Genomic DNA, 20,188 nt, shown 5'->3' with positions numbered 1-20,188 from the left:
ATATAAATAAAATCTTTTTCTAAGCAAAACGACGACGTAACAAAGGTTGAATTGATAAAAGAATTAGCGCGTCAAAAACTAACAATACCAAAATAACACTACCAAAACTAAATCCTATCCAGGGTGTATTCATGACGACGCTGTTGATTGCCCATTCTCCATGACCATAAATATAACGAATAGGCTCAATGGCATAGGTCAAGGGATTAAGACTAGCAATTACCTGTAGCCACCCAGCCATAAAGCTTAAGGGTGCAAGGGCAGTACTAGCAAACAACAACGGTAAGTTAGTTACAAATATCACTGCTAAAAGTTCAATATGACCAGGTAAAGCAAAAGCTAAACCCAAGCTCAAAGCTGTTACCCCTAGAACAATCAGAAAGACGATTAAGGCGATCGCGCTTAATCCTGCAATTCCTGGCAATCCTGCACCTAGAATGGCACTAGCAAAGATAATTACTGCTGTTTGAATAAAGCTCAAGGCAATAATATAAACGGTAGAAGCTGCCACAATAGAATAGCGGGAGGACAAGGGCGCAACCAATAAACGGTTGAGAAAACCAAACTCGCGATCGAACATGATTGGTAATCCCGCGTTTAATGCTCCAGAAAAGGCAGTAAAGACAATTACTCCTGGTGCGAGAAATTTGGCGTAACTTATGTCACTACCAAATAATCCAGAAGGAGCTTTGCTAAACAGTGCGCCAAAAAGGACTAACCACATAAACGGCTGAATAATTCCCGCAACCAATGTCGAAGGACGACGTTGCAGTTGAATAAATAGACGTTTGGTAAGAGCTAATGTTTCCTGAATAAAATCAGCTAAAGAACTATTTTGCTGATTGCTTTGTCCACTAATACCTGGATTTGGTGCTAAAGCAGACTTGATATTTTGACTAGATATTGACTGACTCATGATTATTTATTGGTGTTTGATATAAACTAAAAAGTTTAATTTTTCCGTTTTATCTGAAATTTATCTAAGTAGACAAAAGTTTAAAAAGTATTGAAAAAAAAGTTTTAAGCATGAAACCCCCATGAATAATGTTAACTTGCTCTGCGATAACAAAACCAATCTCGATTAAAACACATGGGCGGAAAACGACACAAAGTAGTGGTTTGAATGTCATCCAGAATTTTTTTTGAAAATAATAATCACAATCTCGGCTCGACTGGTTCGCTTTTTAATGCTAAAACGCCAAATATACACTCATGAGTCTGCCTCAAAGCTGCATTACCAACAAAACGCTCTAAAGCTTCAATACCGAGAGCAAATTCTCTCAGGGCAAGCGATCGCTTTAAGCTACGAGTTTGATTTCTGACTACATGATCGCCAAACTGTCTATTGAGACGTTTTTTGTTGCGATCAAGACATACTGACACTATATTAATATTATTTATTTACTATGATTACTTTAGAAGAAATTTTAAATCGCTATCTTGCAGGGGAAAGGAACTTTAGTCAGATTAAGATTCGCCTAGGAGAATTAGCTAATCAAGACTTATCTAATATTAATTTGAGTGATGCCAGCTTAAGTCAGGTCAGTTTAGTTGGCTGCAATTTGAGTAATGCAAATTTAAGTAAGGCTAATCTTCCTGGATCAAATTTGGAAGGTGTAAATCTGAGTGATGCAGATATGAGCCAAACTAATTTTTGTGTAGGGGAAAGTAAAGATTATGCTCAGATAATGACAAGTATTGAGAATAGTTGGACTGGAATTTGGAAAAATTTACCTACAGAGACTGCAACTCAAGCAAAGGAGCAAATGTATGCTCAAATGTCTCAGCAATTACCAGAATTTCTGTTTCCCGTATCTCTAAAAAGAGCTAATTTAGAAAGAGCTAATCTTACCCAGGCAGACTTAAGAAGAACATACTTAAATGATGCTAACTTACAGGGTACAGATTTAACTAATGCTAATCTCAGCGAAGCAGATTTACGGAATGCAAATTTAAGCAATGCGAATCTGACTGGAGTAAAATTTGGTCGCGTTAATCTAAGTCAAACTAATCTCACTGGCGCAAAAATAGATCGGGGTAGTCTTAAAAACGCTCTATTAAATTGGACAATTATGCCTGATGGTAGCTTACATGGCAATCCTGCCCTAGAACTGATTAATTCCAAGATAAATCCTCTACAAAGAAAAGCTTGGTTTCCTATTACGGTTAAACAGGATGGAGATTTAACAACCTCAAAATTCGCAGGAAAACCTTGGTTAAACGCAGATGAATCATTTCCTTGCTGTGGTTGCTGTAATAATTGGATGCGCTTCTTTTTTCAGTTAAATTTAGAACAAGTTCCTAATAATATCAAAGGTGAATTTGGCAAAGGACTTTTACAGTTTTTTTATTGCGTTGATTGTGATGATTGGCAACCATTTTCGGAATCTCATTTAGTAAGAATAATCGAACCTCAAGGCGAAACAGCAGAATATGAATTACCTCACTTTCAAGATAATTGGAGTGATGATTCTTTAGTTAAAAAAAGTAACGGAAAATTTCCCGCCAGAATTATTGTCAATTGGAAAGAGACAACCGATTATCCTGATTGGATAGATGCGGAATCAACAGGAGTTACTTTAAACGATGAACAGTTTAAAACTTTTTTGTCTGGTGGCAACCAAGAAGAATTGGAAGATTTCAGCCATCTTAGCGATTTTCAAAAGGAATATAGTTTGCGTTCTCAAAGAAGCGAAATAGTTCACCATATTATGGATGAAGCAAGTATGTTGCCCCTTGAAAGAGATAAGTTATCAGGATATCCTCGATGGGTTCAAGATCCTGAGTATCCTAATTGTCCCATCTGCGATCATTCTATGGATCGATTGATTTTTGAATTTGCCTCTGACGATAATATTCCTTATCTTTGGGGTGATGTTGGCACTGGATATTTTTTACAATGCCCTGAGCATAAAAAGCAAGTTACTTTTTTATGGCAATGTGGCTAAATGCGATCGCACTATCCAAACTCATCATCAAAATAGAGCGATCGCCCTCAGAGCTTATTTAATTTAAAATTAATCAGCCTAACTTGTCACGATTGCCCATTACTTATACTTATTACCTTCATCTTAACTCCGCCTTCAGGGGTAAAAGTAAAACCGCGACGACCAAATTTTAAGGGGCGATTATCGAGCAATTCCAATTTTATCTGGGACATAATAGTCGCTAAAACTAGTTTCATTTCAAATAAGGCAAAAGCATAGCCCAAGCAACGACGATTTCCCCCGCCGAAAGGCAAATATTCATAGGCAGAAAACTGTCTTTCAATAAATCTTTCTGGTTTAAATTTTTTGGGTTCGGGATAAAGATCTTCTCGTTGATGAGTCAAATAAATAGAAGGAAACAAAGATGTTCCCGCCTCAAGCTGATATCCCATCAATTCAAAGGGTTGCTTTAATTGACGACCAACAAATACCACCACGGGATTTAATCTGAGGGTTTCTGATACTACCGCACTAAGATAGGGAAGTTTAGCAATATTGGTAAATTCGGCATTTTTAGCCAGAGAATTTAATTCTTGTCGGCACTTTTGACCGACTTGGGGCAAACGATGTAGCCAATAGAATGACCAAGCCAAAGAACTTGCAGTAGTTTCATGTCCTGCGAACAACATGGTCATCAATTCATCTTTGATCGATTCATCACTCATTGGTTGACCATCTTCATATCTAGCTGTTAACAATAAGCTGAGGATATCTTCGCCCATAGTATCGGGATTTTGACGACGGAGATCGCATTCTTCTTGTAAAATCTGTTTAATTTGACCTTGTTGTTGGAGAAACTTACCCCAGGGAGTTAATCTACCCAAGTCTTTTTGTAAGGCGGGAAAAAATAAGAAAAAAGAACGCAGTGGCGAGTTAAAGGTATCTAACCAATCTACCAAAATTGCTTTGAGGCGATCGTATCTTTGTCCTTCTTCTAAACCAAAAATAGTTCTTAAAATAATTTGCAGAGAAATCTCTTGAGTATAGTCTCGAATACAAATAGTTTGACCAACCTGCCATTGAGATATTACTTCTTTAGTCACACTAACCATAGTTTGACCATAGCTTTTCATCCTCTCCCCGTGAAAAGGTGGCATCAGTAACTTACGATGTTGTTTGTGTTCGCTGCCGTCTAGCAACACTAAAGATTTATCTCCTAGCAAAACCCTTACTGGTGCGGTGGACTGTTGACCAATTTCAAATAAACTAGGATCGGCGGTAAAAACTTTTTCAATTGCTTGAGGACTACTAAAAATTACATAAGGAGGCATTAAAGAAGATTTTGGACCATAAAATATTTCTCCATATTTTTGGTTATATCTTTCTAGTGTGCCAAACTGATCGAGTAAAGCTTGAACCATACCGACGATCGCAGGAGCTTTTGAACCAGGAGGAAGTTTGGGTTTGGCTGATGATGGAATTGCAGTAGTCATTTCATTTGCTGTTTTTTCTCTTTTTTAAGATCCCTGGTGCTGGATGCGGACACTTCGGCATCCATAATGGTTTGACCAGTAGCAGCGAGGTATACATCGTCAAGGCTAGGGCGAGACTGTGCCAGACTAAAGGTAGGTAAATCTATTTCTGATAAGGATTGTTCTATTTTACTTAAAGAACTCTGACCAGATTTAACAATTAAATTTAAAGAATTACCCTGGGTAGTATTGATAATTATTTCTTCGACGAAAGGCAAAGATTCTAAAATATGCTTTGCTTTTTCTGCTTCTTCTTGGGCAGTAAACTCTCTAATTCTTAAGGTAACGCGATCGCCTCCCAGCTTGTTTTTTAACTCTGAGGGTGTGCCTTCAGCAATCACGACTCCTTTGCCTATGATTGCCAGGCGATCGGCTAAAGCATCGATTTCTTCTAAGTAATGACTAGTAATTAAAACAGTTGTCCCTGCCGATCGCAACTCTCGTAAAAATTCCCAAACTACCCTACGGCTTTCAATATCTAAGCCTACTGTCGGCTCATCTAAAACCAACACTTCAGGCTGATGCAAAAGTCCTGCTGCCAAGTCGAGACGTTTACGAATGCCTCCTGAATAAGTGCCTGTTTTCTTATCGGCATATTCGCTCAAGCCCAAGACTGTCAAAAGCTGGTCAATGCGATCGCCAATCAGTTTTTTAGGTAAGTGGTAGAGTGCTGCCTGTAGCCTTAACAATTCTCTACCAGTTAAAACCTTGTCAATAGCGACTTCTTGAGCAACATAACCTAATCTTTGTCTTGCTGCTTTAGGTGAGGCGATCGCCGATATGCCCCCAACCTCTATTTTTCCGCCATCGGGCTTGGCTAGGGTACACAAACAGCGGATGGTAGTGGTTTTTCCTGCACCATTAGGACCAAGTAAACCAAATATTTCTCCTGGTTGCACAGTAAAAGATATATCCTTTACCGCCTGGACATCACCATAGCTTTTCCGTAAGTTTTTGATCGAAACGGCAGCAGCCATAATATCATTATCTAGTTAAAAAATACTTTCACCTACAATATATTGTAGTAAGTTCAGGCTTAGATAGATCTTAAGTGTTTGCTAAATTGAGTTGCTATAGGATGAGAAACCTCTGTGTGGGGAGTAGTAACGCAACCTAAATATTGATCTACCACATCATTGGTACTACCAATCATTCTAATCCGCCCTTTCTCCAACCAGATAGCTTTGTGGCAGTTTTGACGAATCATTTCCATTGAGTGAGAAACTAACAATACGGTGACATGATCCTGCCAAAACTCTTCCATTTTCTTACTAGATTTCTCTTTGAAGCTAGCATCGCCTACAGAAAGCACTTCGTCCAAGATTAATATGTCTGGCTTAACATCAGTGGCAACTGCAAATCCTAAACGGGCTGTCATCCCAGAAGACAGACTTTTGACGGGGGCTATAGCATAATCTTCCAGTTCAGCAAACGCTAAAATCGCCTTAGACCTGCCTCGCATCTGGTCTTGAGTGTAGCCCAACATTACTCCATAGAGAATAATATTATCTATTACCGCTAAATCGGGGTCAAATCCTGCACCAAGCTCAATTAAAGGCGCAATTTTGCCTTTAACCCTGACTTTACCAGTAGTAGGGTTCAGAATACCAGAAATTACCTTGAGAATAGTAGATTTACCAGAACCATTCGCGCCAATAATACCAATTTTTTCCCCGCGGGCAATGGTTAGGTCAATATTATCTAAGACTATTTTTTTGGCAGGATGACGATATTTGCCTTCTAAAAAAGAAAGAATAGTTCGTTTAAGATCGTAAGAAAACTCCTCTTGAGTCCTGCGCCACAAAGAAACTCCGTCTAATCTAATCGATTCTTGCATCATATAGTTTATTTTTTATAGTAGATCCATAAATTGAGAACGCCAAATTGAAAATCCCACCACGCCAATAGTCAAGACTATTAGACCGCTAATTAAACTGTGAGAAATTAACACTAAGTCAGGAAGATCTCCTGATAATGAAATCTGACGAATACTCTCAATAATGGGATAAATCGGATTTAAAACTAAGAATTTGGCTACATTTTCGGGGACAATATCCTTGGGATAAAAAATAGGCGAGCTAATCCACAGTAAAAAAGTTAATAGCTCATAAAAATAGGATAGATCGCGAAAGAATACGTATAGTGCGCTCATCAACATACCAATTCCCGTACAAACCAAAATTAAACCTGTAATTGGTAGGGTTAAAGCAATAACGTTGATCAAACTTTGAGAAAGAATAAAAGTAACGACAGCCAATAGGGGAAAAGCTCCCATCAACAGTTGAAAAACATTGGCTCCGATAGTAGATAAAGGAAAAACAAATAAAGGCAAACGTATTTTATTGACCATTCCGCCATTCTCTACCACGCTAGGTAAAGCCTGTGCCGTAGATGCACAGAAAAAATTAATTACTACTAAACCTGTAAAAGCTGCCAAGATATAATTTAAGGCAGAATTATCGTAATACTGGGCAAAGGCTGCTCCAAAAATTGCTGCATACAAACCTGTCATTGCTATAGGATTCAACAAAGACCAATAAATACCCAAAAAAGAGCCACGATATCTCCTTTTGAGATTACGTTTAATTAAAACCATTAACAGTTCACGATACCAGGATAGGTTTTGACTACCCTTATTTTTGAGAATGGATGTAAACATACAGTAGTTTTTACAAATATTACGTATGGTCACAGATTTTACTCTGCCGTAATTTGTGACCGTTGGTCAATATTGTAATGAAAAGTGGCTAAAAATATGATAATCAATTTTATTTTTTGCTTAGAAATCGCTTTGCTATAACAAATAACTGAGGCTGTACAACTTCAAAGAGGGCTGGTTTTGCTTTAAACTGTGAAATGGCTCATTACAAATTCAGAATAAATAAACAGCAATGGAAATCGGGCAAAAAGTAAAAGTTTATAGAATTAGAGACAGAGTAAACAGAAACGTTGCTGGAACACTCGGCAAAGTCGGTACTATTAAAGAATATAGAATGACTGATGGCAGTGGTGTTGGCGTAGTTGTTCAGTTTGACGATCGCTCATCGACCTGGTTTTTTGAGGATGAAATTAAGCCCGTATAGTCACAGATTACTTCGCCCTAAACGGACGAAGCCTGCTTACTCAATAGCCTCAACGGGGGGAACCCCCGCAACGGCTTTTCGCGCTGCTGTGACCGTTGGTCAGTCATAATAAGATAAATAGATAACAGACTAAAATTTTTAACGTATGTCCTTGATCGTCACCTTTTTAGGTAAAGGCGGTACGGGTCGCACTATTAGCGCGATCGCAACTGCTAAAAAGCTAGCTACAGAAGGAAAAAAAGTTCTTTTAATCGGACAAGATTCTAGTCCTGCTTGGGGAATGGCACTAGGTACAACTCCTGCCACTGAACCTCAAGAGATTAGCCTTAACTTTGCTGCAATGCAATTAAATTCGGCTGTATTGCTAGAAAATAGCTGGGAGCAGGTTAAGCAACTGGAATCCCAATATTTGCGATCGCCAATTCTTAAACAGGTATATGGTCAGGAGTTGGGCATTTTGCCTGGTATGGATCGAGCCTTGGCTCTTAATGCTATCCGCGAATATTATCAAGGTAATAAATATGACGTAATTGTTTACGACGGTACAGGGGGCATAGACACTCTGAGAATGTTTGGGCTGCCAGAAATTTTAAGCTGGTATGTTCGCCGTTTTCGAGGCGTATTTTCTGAATCAGATATTGTCAAAACCCTCTCTCCTTTTGTTCAACCCGTTACCGGTGCCATCCTCAATACAACCTGGTCAGCCAACGACATTACTAGCAGTACCGATAATCCTGCCAGCCAAATGTTAGAAAACGGTACGGCAGCTTTAAATCAGGGAAAAGTAATGGCTTATTTGGTTACCACTCCCGACCCCGCAGCAGTAGCGACGGCAAAATATCTTTGGGGTAGTTCACAACAAATTGGTTTAGGTGTAGGAGGATTAATAGTTAACCAGGGAACTATTGCTGACGATGTATCTGCTGATTTTGCTCCCTTAAGCGTTGCTTCTGTACCTAAATTTGATGGTGACAACTGGCAGGCAATAATTGACAAATTACCTGCCATGGATGAGAAGCTTGACGTACCCAAGCCTACAGAAGTTGTCATGGCAGAACGCAAAATTAAGGTATTCTTGCCAGGATTTGAGAAAAAAGATGTCAAGCTGACCCAATATGGTCCAGAGATTACGATTGAGGCTGGAGATCAGCGACGTAATATTACTCTTCCTCCTGCCTGGCGTGGTAATTCTGTAACAGGGGCGAAATTTATAAATGGCTATCTTGAGGTGTCTGTTGGTTAAATAGCTGATGTTAAGCACTAATTAATCTGTGAAAAGTAGGTAGTAGGTAGTAGATTTTATTTTTCTGCTTCTACGCGCTTGATGAAAGTATTGATTTTTCGTTATTCTGCGTAACGTTTAATGTGAATTACTTTTTGACCAATGGTCACAGATTACTCTGCCGTATAACAACAGAGTAATCTGTGACTAATTGCCACCAACAAAATCGATCCTTAAAAATATTTTTTAAGGATCGATTTTAGATTCAGATCGCTCTGAAAATGCGATCGCAAACATAGATACTTCTGACTACAACCTTTACCATGAGTCAGCAGTGTCATACTACAAGTACAGTGTTAGATCTTAAGCAAGTTATCAAAAAAGTAGAAGACTTTTTAGTTACTCTTGGTTATCAACGATAAAATGCTTTATTTTGAACCAATTGCCACCAACAAAATAAGCCTGAAATTAAAAACAAGCAACCAGCGGTAATCAAGCCTGTAAATAAATCGTAGCGAGATGCGATCGCGCCAACTATAGGCGCAACGACAGCAAAACCAATGCGAAATACTAAGCTATTGATTGAAAGAATAGTAGCACGCACAGAAGAGGAAATTTGCTGGTTAATAGCGTTGAGAATTAGCGGGGAAGAAAAACCTCTAACTAAATAGATAATCATAATAAAAGCTATTCCCCAGACTTGCTTAATGCTGCCCAAACCAACATAAGCAACAGCTAGTAATAAAACCAAACTCAAAGTAGCTTTTTTGATGCCCAAAATACGTTCAAAGTGATGAGTATTAACCGAAGCCAAACTCATACCCAGATGAAATATTGCCCACGCCCAACCGAAAGCCTGAATTGGAATATTTAATAGTTTTAAATAGTCTTGAGATAACCAAACAATTAAAAAGCTAGCACTAGAAAAAGTACCGCTCAACAAAATCAGCCACCGCAGACGAGGACGTTTAAATACATCAACCATAATGCTTTTAAGCTGTCCTAACTTTTGGTTTTTAGCAATGGGTTGATGACACTCAGGCTCAACTAAAGTTAATGCTAAACAGAAATAGATAACTAAACAAACAGTTTGAAGATAAAAAGGATAGACTAAATTAACAGAAGCGATCGCAGCACCGATAATGCCACATACCGCCTCACTAATGCCAGCGATCGCAACTAGTCTTCCTTCCCAAATTTGATAATATTTTTCTCTGCCTAATTGTAATAAGCTATCAAAACTTAGGGCAGTGTCCGCCCCCGAAATTAGACTTCCTGCTACTCCTGCTAATATTTCGGCGATCGCAAATTCTGTAAAAGAACTGCCAACACAATAAATTAACCAGCTACCAACCCAAACTCCACTACCCACTACCAGACAGGCTTTTCTGCCCCAAACATCAGCTAAGTATCCCGATGGCACTTCTAGCACCAAAACTGATAGAGATAAAATGGTTTTGAGTAAAACTACCTGTTGTAAATCCAGTCCGTGACTCTCGTAAAATAAAACAATAGTTGGGATAGGAAACCAAGCAAAAGCTAGTCCTCTCAGAATGTATAGTTTAGTTAGATTTGAAGCAACAGATTGATTCAAGGTGATTTTAGAATAAAGGCTGTCCTTATAGAATCCATTTAGAATTTGTGCTTTTTTGCATGACAATCTTTAAATAATTACTTCTGTCTATTGCCTACTTTCCAATTTATAACTTCTAATTCCTGAATTTTCTCAAAATGCTTGGTGTTACTTGTGATTACGGTAAAATCATGATGTAGTGCGATCGCGCCAATATAAAAGTCTTCAACGGCTATTGGTGTACCAGCAGTAACCAACTGATGTTTAATATAGGTAATGTATTGATGTATTCATGATCTGGTATGTTTGACGAACATTGTAACAGGATTAAAAAAGGACTGAGGAAAGATCTATAGTTTGTGTATGGTTCTTTCCAATACTCTATACTTTTCTAACTGCACAATATAAATTTTGCACATAAATAATGTCCTCAAGCACAATCAAAAATTACAATATTCCTTTAAATGAAATTTGCTATAACGAACAGGGATTAGTACCTGCGATCGCTCAAGATTATCTTGACGGTACAGTTTTGATGATGGCGTGGATGAATAAAGATTCACTACAAAAAACCATCGAGACAGGAGAAGCTTGGTATTGGAGTCGATCGCGTCAACAATTGTGGCACAAAGGGGCAACTTCGGGGCATATTCAAAAAGTACAATCTTTACGCTACGACTGTGATAGTGATGCTCTGTTGGTTACTATTGAGCAGATAGGCGATATTGCTTGTCACACTGGAGAGCGAAGCTGTTTTCATCAGGTAGACGAAAGCAAAAATAAAAAAGCTCCTCCAGCCGATACTCTAACTGAAGTATACCGAGTCATTCGCGATCGCCAAGCTTATCCCAGCGAGACTTCTTATACCTGTAGTTTGCTTGCAGGAGGAGACAATAAGATTCTCAAGAAAATTGGCGAAGAATCAGCCGAAGTAGTCATGGCTTGTAAAGATGATGACTCAAAAGCGATCGCTTCTGAAGTAGCAGATTTGCTCTATCATACCCTAGTTGCCCTGGCTTATCATAACGTTGATATTCGTGATGTCTATCGTCAACTACAGTCTAGAAGATGATTTAATTACTAATGTAGGGGAGAACAGTTGTTCGCCCCTACTGTTCATTGTCTTTTGGTGCTGCTTTGCGAATTTCTGAATAGAAAGAGGTTTGTTTTCTGCCATCGTGGTATTTGACAACTGTGGTACGCATTTTAAAGTTATCGCTGGCAAACCATTGACGCTCTTCGGCGTACATTCGATCATTCTCAATAGTTAAGGTTAAAGCTTCGTCTACGCCTAAAGCATAATGACCGCATACTTTAGCATCCTGGGGGCGAATTATTTTGCCAGTGCGATCGCTATCAGGGTTACTAACTAAAACTATAGTTGCCGAGCCTACCTGCTTGTCTTTACCCCAGTCTACAGAATTATCCCAGCTTTGCACCGTACCACCAATAATGAGATTAGGGTCTAAATGATGCTTCTGGCATAGCTCAACGGCTCGTGAATCATCAGCAGAAATGGTTTCAATAGTAATATCTGCTTTACTATTGTCTGCTTTGTCCCCGCCTAAGAGATAATTAGTACGCTGACTAAACCATCTTCCCTCACTTAAATCTAGAAATTTCTTTAGCTCCATGATTACGGTGTTTTGCTAATACCTGTAAAAAATTTATAAAACTATGCCTTTAATCAATTGACCATATCTTGGTTTGATTGGCAATACTACAACCTTTTTGAAGTTTATGAACAGCCATCACAATTATCCTACTAACCTTGATAATCTCCCGTCCTTAGGGCTGACTCTTGATATTTTACTCAATCGACAAGAAAAAGACTGGGGATGTTTTCATGTGGTCAAAGAAGGGGAATTTTATGCCCTGTATATTCCGAGTATAGACAGTTTCAAGCTGTACAAGAATCCTAAAAGTGAAAATTATAAGGGCTATTGGCAAAATCCCGTACTAGAAACTTTACCCGATGTAAAAAACAGTAGTGAGAAACCCGATATTTTTCTGCGTAACCGTAGTAAACAAGTAGAGGAGAAGAAGAAAAATTCTTCTATAATCACACGTAAAAAACAGCGCATTATCGACGTTAAGTATCGCTATAATCCTTGTCCAGAAATGTATCGTCTCAACCAGATGATTGCTCAATTGATTCGCGATCGCATTACTAACAATATTACCTTTTCTCCTGCTACAGAAATAATGCCCTTAGTATTAGCAACGGAAGTTGACAATTAGGACAGTTTTGTAGAGTGGGCAAAATTATTTTATTGAATAGTACTATCTAAATTTCTAGAATTTGCCCACCGATTTAAAATGCAATCGCTTTAAATCAACAATTAGTGCGGTTAGAGATATCAGTAGGTATTTGCTTAAATCGCTAAAATAATCAAGTTCAACTAAATATAATACGGCAGGCTTAATTTTTATGGTAGAAGCAAAGATTGGTATCATTGGCGGTAGTGGTTTGTATAAAATGGACGCTCTGAAAGATGTTCAGGAGATAAAATTATCTACTCCTTTTGGCGATCCCTCTGATGTCTTAATAGTTGGAGAAATTGAAGGCGCAACAGTAGCTTTCTTAGCTCGGCATGGGCGTGGTCATCATTTGCTCCCCTCTGAGCTACCTTTTTGTGCCAATATTCATGCCATGAAACAACTGGGAGTGGAATATATCATTTCTGCTTCTGCCGTTGGCTCTTTAAAAGAAGAAGCTAGACCCTTAGATATGGTAATACCCGATCAGTTTATCGATCGCACCAAGAATCGCGAATCTACTTTTTTTGGCGAAGGTTTGGTAGCTCACATTGCTTTTGGCGATCCTGTTTGCCCCAACCTGGCTAGTGTCTTGGCTAATGCTGTGGAGTCTTTAGATTTATCTGAGTTAAATCTGCATCGTGGTGGCACTTATGTTTGTATGGAAGGTCCCGCATTTTCTACTAAAGCCGAGTCTTATCTTTATCGTAGTTGGGGGGCAACTGTGATTGGCATGACCAATTTGACTGAAGCTAAGTTAGCCAGAGAAGCGGAAATTGCCTATGCCACTCTTGCTTTAGTTACAGATTACGACTGTTGGCATGACGATCATGACAGCGTTACGGTGGAAATGATTATTGATAATCTACAGAAAAATGCTATCAATGCTCAATTAGTAATTAAAGAAACAGTCAAAAGGTTAAACGCCAAACCGCCAGAATCAATGGCTCATTCAGCTTTAAAATATGCCATCTTGACTCCTCCTGATAAGATACCTGCTGCAACTAAAGAAAAATTGGCTTTGCTTACCAAAAAGTACTTTTAGGCTCTTAAAAATTGTCGATTCTACGATCTCCTTGTTTAGATTAATGTTCTAGCAAATAAATCGAAAATGACCTATTTTAACTTGCCTTCTCAACATGGGAAGGTAGCTCAGTAATCCAATCCATCCTAGGCGATGTTTGTGTCGATCTAAATAATAATATTGATTAACCAACTTGATTCGATGATTCCAGGTTTCTATTTCCTTTAGATCCTTAATTCCCCATTTATAAGCTGCTTTGATGCCCAATTTGCCAGAATTAAGATTGCTATTGTGAGCCAGAAATATGCCTAATGAGTCAAAAATAATTTCTGATTCAGCAAAATTATCTTTGATATTAAGAATTAATTGCTTAACTTCTGATTCTGAAAAAAACATCATCACTCCTTCGGCAATAAACAGTATCTTGTCTGATGATATTTTTTTTATCTTCCCCAGCCAATCAAAGTCTAAAATTGAGTAGGCAAGATATTGCGATCGCTCTGATGCACCAATCAAACTATCCCAAACTGGCTTGACTTTGGGTAAATCTATATCAATCCAACGGACTAAGCCGTTATCTAGACGAAAAAATCTGGTACATAAACCTGCTCCCAAATTAACAACTGTAGAATTAGGATATTGATTGATAAAATTATAAACCAGCTTGTCTATAGCTTCGGTACGAATGGCAATCAGAGCTTGACTAAAATCCGAATCATGACGCGAAAAATTATAGTTGATTCGATCTACAATCTCGACAGATTTTTTATCTTTGATGATGCCGTTTTTGCGCTTAGTCTCCAAATTTCTCATGTAAAGCGTCAGCAAAAGGGTTTCAGATACTCCTTGTAGCCCTGAAATATTTATAGGCTGTTTCATGAAGCTATTATCTTTCTACAATTTAACAAGCAATCAAACCTAAGTTGTTGATTCGACCTTGAACTTCTATCATGGATAGTTATAGTTGTAGTGTCAATTAAGATAGCTTTTACAGAATTAAAAATTATCAATAAAGCGATTAGCGATCCTATAACAATCAGAAATAGTTTTGCACTGATAACTGATGATTTTGGATACAAAAAGAACTAAAGCTAATCTAAACAAGGTTGCTATTAAAATATTTATATCTATTAAATTTCTCAAAAATAAATATCCTCAAAATGTTACAAAAAAGTGATATTGAGCAAGAATATGATTCATGGTTGCTAGAACAAGCGGAAATACTGCGCCAAAGAGATTTTGATAATTTGGATGTGAATAACTTAATTGGAGAGTTAGAAGCGTTGGTAAGGGGTGAAAAATCATCGGTAGAACAGTTTGCATACCTAATTATGTTTCATCTTTTACTAGTCGATTATTGGCACGAACAGGCTGAATGGACGCGAGATCATTGGGAATCAGAAATTACAGGATTTCGTCTACAGTTAAATAACAAATTAACAACTAATTTACTTAATCATCTTCAGAAACGCCTAGATTTTTTATACGATAAATCACGTAAAGCTGCAATCAAAAAAACTAAAAGTAGCATCAAAGACGACCGCTTTCCTCTGGATAGAAAATACGGCCTAGAAGATATTTTAAATGATTGAATAGTGCTAGTGTAGTTAGCCTCAATATGAAATACAAAATGATTAACTCGTATATTCATTAAGCTTTGTTGCATTGTTCTCAGAAAAAGAGACTTACATCCAAAAGCTTTTTTATTCTGGTAACGAGGCATACTGTATATAGCAATAATTATATGTTCGCGCCCTTTAAAGAATATTTAGAAGAAGAACTTTTTAAACGCTTCGATTTACGTAGTCGTCCTATTCCCGCAGGATTGGAATCTAACGTCAGTGAAAGAGGCAAAAACCCCGCCACCATTCAAAGTTGGTGTTATCAATCTGAACAATTAAGGAAGATCCGCTATTCCTATATAGATGCAGGCGAAACTGCTCAGGTATTCAATAGCGTTGTTTACCCTGCTCATCATTATGATATTCCTTTGTTGGGAGTCGATTTTCTTTCTTTTGGCAAGAAAAAAATATTGGTAGTAATGGACTTTCAACCATTATTTCGCGATCGCGCCTACATTGACAAATACATCGAACCGATGTGCGAGATCCGAGATAAATACAATGAATTAGCACAGGATTTAGAAATGAAGTTCTATGATGCTAATCAATATTTTTCTAAATACTTACTATTTGCTAAACTCGACTCAGAAACCGTAGTCAATCGACTCTTTCCTGCTTTTCAAGAATATCTCGACTTATATTGGCAGATGCTAGCTAATGCTGAACCTCTGACTAACCCAGAAGACATTCAGCGCATCGTCGAAGCTCAAAAGCACTACGATCAGTACAGTGCCGAGCGCGATCCTGCTCATGGCTTATTTAGCAGTTACTTTGGTGCAGAATGGTCAGAGAAATTCTTATATGAGTTTTTGTTTGAAGATGCCTCTCCTTTAGCAATATCATCTCCTAGAAAATGATTGCTTCATAAATATCAACATTTAATACAGTTAACAATAAGCTAAAAGCTAATGGCTAACAGCTAACAGCTTCAAAAATATGACTTTATATCAGCCTTTTATCGAGCAGGCGATCGCCACTTTACAAGCAAAATTGAACTTAGAAACCTATCCTATACCTTCTGCCTTTGAAAGTAAGGAAGGCGTGATGGGTAAAGGGAAAAAACAAGAACCAGTCTTAACGACCAGCTATGGTTTTCAATCTGATAAACTCAGACAGATCAGAGCCGCTCATGTTCAGGGAGGAAACTCTTTACAGGTACTTAATTTTGTTATCTTTCCGAAGCTTAACTATGATTTGCCGTTTTTTGGTGCAGATTTAGTTACTTTGCCTGGAGGACATTTAATTGCGATCGATATGCAGCCTTTATTTAGTCAAGATAAATCTTATCAGGCTAAATATACTGAACCGATCATGCCGATGTTCCAGGGTTATCAAAAAGATTTACCTTGGGGTGGAGACTTTCCCGCCGAAGCACAGCAATACTTTTCTCCCGCCTTTTTGTGGACTCGTCCGACAGAGACAGAAGTAGTCAAAACTAAAGTATTTCAAGCTTTTTGTGATTATCTTGATGCTTATCTTAACTTTGTTGAACAAGCCGAAGAGGTAAGCGATCCACAAAAGCTAGCAGCAATTTTAAAAGCTCAAAAAAGCTATGCTGACTATCGAGCCGAAAAAGACCCCGCTAGAGGAATGCTGACTCGTCTATATGGCTCTGAGTGGACAGAAGAATATATTCATGGCTTTCTTTTTGATCTTGATCGCCAACTGTCATTGGCCAGCTAAAGACTATGAGTTAGTTTTGGTTGTCAATTGGGCAATTGTTGATAAAAGTTACAGAAAATTGCTTTAAGTTACAGAAAAATAAGATAATAAGGTATAAGAAAAGTTGTTTTCAAAAAGTCCTTAATATTGCAACGCTGACCACAATCAAAGAAAAAGTCATTTTTTTTAGATTTAAAATTCAATGCTGAATTACTAAAATCAGTAATTAAGGTAAAAGGCTGAACAAAACTTAATAAGTATAAATTTTTATTGAGCATAAGTAGCCGAATTAGGGAAAATTAACAAGATGTAACAAATAAAGGTTCGTCATCGTTGTATAAAAGTTACCTGAGGGGTAAATGCTTTATGAACGAGAGCTTAAAGAGCAATCGTTGTCAAGCTATCTCTCTTAGAATTTTTTATTAAGAGTGTAAAGTTTTATTTAGTGGCTTAAGAAACTTTTACTAAGCACGTAGAGAATAGTAACTTAGCACCTTCAGCGATAAAAAAACTTTTTTCTAGCTGATTTCGGTCAGTAGCTGAAAGTAGTTTTAAGTTAAAATTTCTTTTTGAAGTTCAACTAAACCAAATTTAAATCGAGTAGGAGATTAATTATAATGTTCGACGCATTTACTAGAGTCGTGTCTCAAGCTGATGCTCGTGGTGAATTCCTATCCACTAGCCAATTAGACGCTCTCAGCGCCATGGTTTCTGCCAGCAACAAACGCATGGACTCTGTAAACCGCATTACTGGAAGTGCTTCCGCTATTGTTACTAATGCAGCTCGTGCTTTGTTTGCCGAGCAGCCTCAATTAATTGCACCTGGTGGAAATGCTTATACAAGTCGTCGCAACGCAGCTTGCTTGCGCGATATGGAAATTATCTTACGCTACATCACTTACGCTATCTTCACTGGTGACGCAAGTGTTCTAGAAGATCGTTGTCTTAATGGATTACGTGAAACTTATCTAGCTCTTGGTACTCCTGGTGCTTCTGTAGCTGTTGGCGTTCAAAAAATGAAGGAAGCTGCTTTGGCGATCGTTAAAGACACTAACGGCATCACTCCTGGTGACTGTAGCGCAATTACTTCTGAAATTGCTGGCTACTTCGATCGCGCTGCTTCCTCAGTAGGTTAATTTCAGCAGAGCAATTTAAACAACCCCAACCAAAGCTTTGGTTGTTTAGAAAAAATTAGTAAAATTATAGAGAATCATCACAATCATGAAAACTCCTCTAACTGAAGCAGTATCCTCTGCTGATTCCCAGGGTCGTTTCTTGAGCAGCACTGAAATTCAGACTGCTTTTGGTCGTTTTAACCAAGCTAGTGCTTCACTAGAAGCTGCTAAAGCTTTAACTAGCAATTCTCAAAGTTTAATCGACGGTGCAGCTAACGCAGTGTATTCTAAATTTCCTTACACTACTAGCACTCAAGGACCTAACTACGCTTCTACTCCTACTGGTAAAGCCAAATGTTCTCGTGACATTGGCTACTACTTAAGAATGGTAACTTACTGTTTGGTTTCTGGTGGCACAGGTCCTATGGATGAGTATTTGGTAGCTGGTTTGGATGAAATTAACCGCGCTTACGAACTATCTCCTAGCTGGTATATCGAAGCTCTAAAATATATCAAGAGCAATCACGGTTTAAGTGGCGATCCAGCTACTGAAGCCAACAGCTACTTAGACTATGCAATCAACGCACTTAGCTAGAATAACTCCTGGTTGTTTTTAGTTACGGGTCGTACAATCTATCTAAGAAAGATAGGTAATATATAAAATCAAGATACTTGATTAACAAAGCATTACTCAGAAGAGTATGCGAATGCCAGCACCATAGCTAGTATTTGTTTACTTCTCTGAGTATTGTCATGTTAAAGGATGAAGGACAAAGGATGAAGGATGAGGAAAGAAATGAGGCAGAGCAGTTAACGGTAGAAAAAGCGATCGCCAACTTGAAGCAAAAAGAAGATTTAGGCGCACGCTATTATGCTGCATGGTGGTTAGGAAAATTTCGCATTAAAGAGTCAGAAGCGATCGCCACTTTATTGATGGCATTAGAGGATGAACAAGATCGCGCTCCAGACGGAGGCTACCCTTTGCGCCGTAATGCTGCTAGAGCATTAGGAAAATTAGGCGATCGCAGGGCAGTCGAGCCATTAACTCGCTGTTTGGAGTTTCCTGATTTTTACGTTAGAGAAGCTGCTGCTCAAGCTTTAGAAATGTTGGGTGACAAAAGTTGTATTCGGGGTTTGATGAAGCTATTAAGGGGAGGAGTAGCAGCAGCTACTAGAGTAGCTGGAAAACCCCATTTGGTGCAGCCTTACGAAGCAGTAATTGAGGCATTAGGAACATTAGGGGCTACGGAAGCCATTGCGCTAATTGAGCCGTTTACAGGTCATACAACGGACAAGGTAAAGTATGCTGCTGCAAGAGCGATGTATCAGTTAACCAAAGAAGATCGATATGGTGCAATTTTAATCGCAGCTTTAGAAGGGAACGATTTACAATTACGACGTTCTGCTTTAATGGATTTGGGTGCAGTGGGATACATTAAGGCAGGAAAAGCGATCGCCAATACCTTAGCTGAAAACAGTATGAAGCTGATTGCTTTAAAAGGATTGCTTGAAGCTGATTTACAACATGATAGCTCAGAAATATCTCAAGCTAGTATTGAAATAATGAATTTGATGGATTCACTTTTATAATTGTAAATAAAACCTATAAATCAAGAATTTTTAAATAAGGCGATCGCTTTGCCTAATATTTATGCAAAAGCTTTAATTTAAAACATCGTAGACAATAAACAATTTTGAACAGAAAATCAACAGTTCTGAGTCATATCAGTTAAACTCAGATACTGTTGACTTGGAAAATCATTGTCTTAAAACAATGATTTCTCAAAACAATGATTTTCTGAAACTAGAATTTAGTAGTTACTAGGAGAGCTTTCAAAACGACGACTACCCCCACCACCTTTGCTATTTTCGCGAGGTCTTGCTTTATTAACCTTCAGTTCTCTTCCCATCCATTCTGCACCATCCAAACTTTCAATTGCTTTTGTTTCTTCGTCCTCGCTGCCCATTTCTACAAATCCAAATCCTCTAGGACGACCTGTTTCACGATCCGAAGGAAGAGATACTCTAGATACAGTACCATATTCTTCAAAAACAGTCGTAAGATCTTCTTTAGTGACCTCATAAGAAAGATTACCTACATAGATTGACATTGATTGTCTCCTGATTAACGAAATTATTTTGGGATAGATATTTCGGCAGAAAGCTTGT

At 38.2% G+C, this 20,188-nt stretch carries 22 protein-coding genes and 1 pseudogene; 12 read left to right on the top strand and 11 right to left on the bottom strand.

The features are described from left to right. Positions 1–19: 19 nt before the first annotated feature. The gene (locus SLP02_RS04780) at positions 20–916 is read right to left on the bottom strand and encodes an ABC transporter permease (protein WP_319419509.1); all 897 of its coding nucleotides are present in this window, start codon (positions 914–916) and stop codon (positions 20–22) included. Between the two features lie 239 nt (positions 917–1,155). Further along, positions 1,156–1,311 (bottom strand): annotated as a pseudogene (locus SLP02_RS04775) (hypothetical protein); the annotation flags it as partial. Positions 1,312–1,406: 95 nt separating this feature from the next. Between SLP02_RS04775 and SLP02_RS04770 the strand changes: the two are divergent. After that, positions 1,407–2,948, top strand: coding sequence for a pentapeptide repeat-containing protein (locus tag SLP02_RS04770; RefSeq protein ID WP_319419507.1), 1,542 nt, complete (start codon positions 1,407–1,409; stop codon positions 2,946–2,948). A gap of 86 nt (positions 2,949–3,034) precedes the next feature. Here the strand turns inward: SLP02_RS04770 and SLP02_RS04765 are convergent, their stop codons facing one another. From SLP02_RS04765 to SLP02_RS04750, 4 genes are read right to left on the bottom strand one after another with little or no spacing between them, the layout of a single operon-like run. After that, entirely contained in the window at positions 3,035–4,420 is a 1,386-nt protein-coding gene (locus SLP02_RS04765) for a cytochrome P450 (RefSeq protein ID WP_319419506.1), read from the bottom strand. Continuing rightward, the gene (locus tag SLP02_RS04760; protein WP_319419505.1) at positions 4,417–5,436 is read right to left on the bottom strand and encodes an ABC transporter ATP-binding protein; all 1,020 of its coding nucleotides are present in this window, start codon (positions 5,434–5,436) and stop codon (positions 4,417–4,419) included. Before SLP02_RS04760 ends, SLP02_RS04765 begins: the two co-directional genes overlap by 4 nt. A 59-nt stretch (positions 5,437–5,495) precedes the next feature. Then, positions 5,496–6,296: an ABC transporter ATP-binding protein gene (locus SLP02_RS04755; RefSeq protein ID WP_413467330.1), complete on the bottom strand. Its 801-nt coding sequence runs from the start codon at positions 6,294–6,296 to the stop codon at positions 5,496–5,498. 15 nt (positions 6,297–6,311) lie between these two features. After that, complete coding sequence (locus SLP02_RS04750; protein WP_319419503.1) at positions 6,312–7,118, bottom strand: ABC transporter permease; 807 nt, start codon at positions 7,116–7,118, stop codon at positions 6,312–6,314. 232 nt (positions 7,119–7,350) lie between these two features. On the opposite strand from SLP02_RS04750, the gene SLP02_RS04745 reads away from it, so the two are divergent. Both SLP02_RS04745 and SLP02_RS04740 read left to right on the top strand, forming a co-directional pair. Next, positions 7,351–7,542, top strand: coding sequence for a cytochrome b6f subunit PetP (locus tag SLP02_RS04745; protein ID WP_319419502.1), 192 nt, complete (start codon positions 7,351–7,353; stop codon positions 7,540–7,542). A 145-nt stretch (positions 7,543–7,687) separates the two neighbouring features. After that, positions 7,688–8,785 (top strand): Get3/ArsA fold putative tail anchor-mediating ATPase NosAFP, encoded by a 1,098-nt coding sequence (locus tag SLP02_RS04740; RefSeq protein WP_319419501.1) that lies wholly within the window; start codon positions 7,688–7,690, stop codon positions 8,783–8,785. 391 nt (positions 8,786–9,176) lie between these two features. On the opposite strand, the gene SLP02_RS04735 is transcribed toward SLP02_RS04740, so the two are convergent. Together SLP02_RS04735 and SLP02_RS04730 are read right to left on the bottom strand one after the other, a co-directional pair. Further along, the gene (locus SLP02_RS04735; protein WP_319419500.1) at positions 9,177–10,358 is read right to left on the bottom strand and encodes an MFS transporter; all 1,182 of its coding nucleotides are present in this window, start codon (positions 10,356–10,358) and stop codon (positions 9,177–9,179) included. A 77-nt stretch (positions 10,359–10,435) separates the two neighbouring features. Beyond that, positions 10,436–10,594: a type II toxin-antitoxin system VapC family toxin gene (locus SLP02_RS04730; protein WP_319419499.1), complete on the bottom strand. Its 159-nt coding sequence runs from the start codon at positions 10,592–10,594 to the stop codon at positions 10,436–10,438. Positions 10,595–10,761: 167 nt separating this feature from the next. Here SLP02_RS04730 and hisIE point away from each other — a divergent pair, with 167 nt between their 5' ends. Further along, positions 10,762–11,409: a bifunctional phosphoribosyl-AMP cyclohydrolase/phosphoribosyl-ATP diphosphatase HisIE gene (hisIE, locus tag SLP02_RS04725; protein WP_319419498.1), complete on the top strand. Its 648-nt coding sequence runs from the start codon at positions 10,762–10,764 to the stop codon at positions 11,407–11,409. Positions 11,410–11,446: 37 nt separating this feature from the next. On the opposite strand, the gene SLP02_RS04720 is transcribed toward hisIE, so the two are convergent. Beyond that, a complete protein-coding gene (locus tag SLP02_RS04720; protein ID WP_319419497.1) occupies positions 11,447–11,971 on the bottom strand; it encodes a phycobiliprotein lyase in 525 nt (174 codons plus the stop codon). Between the two features lie 106 nt (positions 11,972–12,077). On the opposite strand from SLP02_RS04720, the gene SLP02_RS04715 reads away from it, so the two are divergent. Further along, positions 12,078–12,578 (top strand): hypothetical protein, encoded by a 501-nt coding sequence (locus SLP02_RS04715; RefSeq protein WP_319419496.1) that lies wholly within the window; start codon positions 12,078–12,080, stop codon positions 12,576–12,578. Positions 12,579–12,768: 190 nt separating this feature from the next. Continuing rightward, positions 12,769–13,641, top strand: a complete 873-nt coding sequence (locus SLP02_RS04710; RefSeq protein WP_319419495.1) for an S-methyl-5'-thioadenosine phosphorylase — start codon at positions 12,769–12,771, stop codon at positions 13,639–13,641. Between the two features lie 48 nt (positions 13,642–13,689). Here SLP02_RS04710 and SLP02_RS04705 read toward each other — a convergent pair whose 3' ends face one another. Beyond that, positions 13,690–14,499 carry a class I SAM-dependent methyltransferase gene (locus SLP02_RS04705; RefSeq protein WP_319419494.1) on the bottom strand — a complete coding sequence of 270 codons (810 nt, stop codon included), beginning with the start codon at positions 14,497–14,499 and terminating at the stop codon, positions 13,690–13,692. 281 nt (positions 14,500–14,780) lie between these two features. On the opposite strand from SLP02_RS04705, the gene SLP02_RS04700 reads away from it, so the two are divergent. The 6 genes from SLP02_RS04700 to SLP02_RS04675 all read left to right on the top strand — a co-directional run bounded on the left by SLP02_RS04700 (position 14,781) and on the right by SLP02_RS04675 (position 19,609). Then, complete coding sequence (locus SLP02_RS04700) at positions 14,781–15,212, top strand: DUF29 domain-containing protein (protein ID WP_319419493.1); 432 nt, start codon at positions 14,781–14,783, stop codon at positions 15,210–15,212. Positions 15,213–15,364: 152 nt separating this feature from the next. Then, positions 15,365–16,099, top strand: a complete 735-nt coding sequence (locus tag SLP02_RS04695; RefSeq protein WP_319419492.1) for a 15,16-dihydrobiliverdin:ferredoxin oxidoreductase — start codon at positions 15,365–15,367, stop codon at positions 16,097–16,099. Between the two features lie 79 nt (positions 16,100–16,178). Further along, complete coding sequence (locus SLP02_RS04690) at positions 16,179–16,925, top strand: phycoerythrobilin:ferredoxin oxidoreductase (protein WP_319419491.1); 747 nt, start codon at positions 16,179–16,181, stop codon at positions 16,923–16,925. A gap of 596 nt (positions 16,926–17,521) precedes the next feature. Beyond that, positions 17,522–18,040, top strand: a complete 519-nt coding sequence (locus SLP02_RS04685) for a phycocyanin subunit beta (RefSeq protein WP_319419490.1) — start codon at positions 17,522–17,524, stop codon at positions 18,038–18,040. Positions 18,041–18,125: 85 nt separating this feature from the next. Beyond that, positions 18,126–18,614 carry a phycocyanin subunit alpha gene (cpcA, locus tag SLP02_RS04680; protein ID WP_319419489.1) on the top strand — a complete coding sequence of 163 codons (489 nt, stop codon included), beginning with the start codon at positions 18,126–18,128 and terminating at the stop codon, positions 18,612–18,614. Positions 18,615–18,796: 182 nt separating this feature from the next. Further along, positions 18,797–19,609: a HEAT repeat domain-containing protein gene (locus SLP02_RS04675; protein ID WP_413467329.1), complete on the top strand. Its 813-nt coding sequence runs from the start codon at positions 18,797–18,799 to the stop codon at positions 19,607–19,609. Positions 19,610–19,830: 221 nt separating this feature from the next. On the opposite strand, the gene SLP02_RS04670 is transcribed toward SLP02_RS04675, so the two are convergent. After that, a complete protein-coding gene (locus tag SLP02_RS04670; protein ID WP_319419487.1) occupies positions 19,831–20,130 on the bottom strand; it encodes an RNA recognition motif domain-containing protein in 300 nt (99 codons plus the stop codon). Positions 20,131–20,188 lie beyond the last annotated feature (58 nt).

This window comes from Pleurocapsa sp. FMAR1, from assembly GCF_963665995.1.
Classification (GTDB): Bacteria; Cyanobacteriota; Cyanobacteriia; order Cyanobacteriales; family Xenococcaceae; genus Waterburya.
This window is presented reverse-complemented; position numbering and strand designations above follow the sequence as displayed.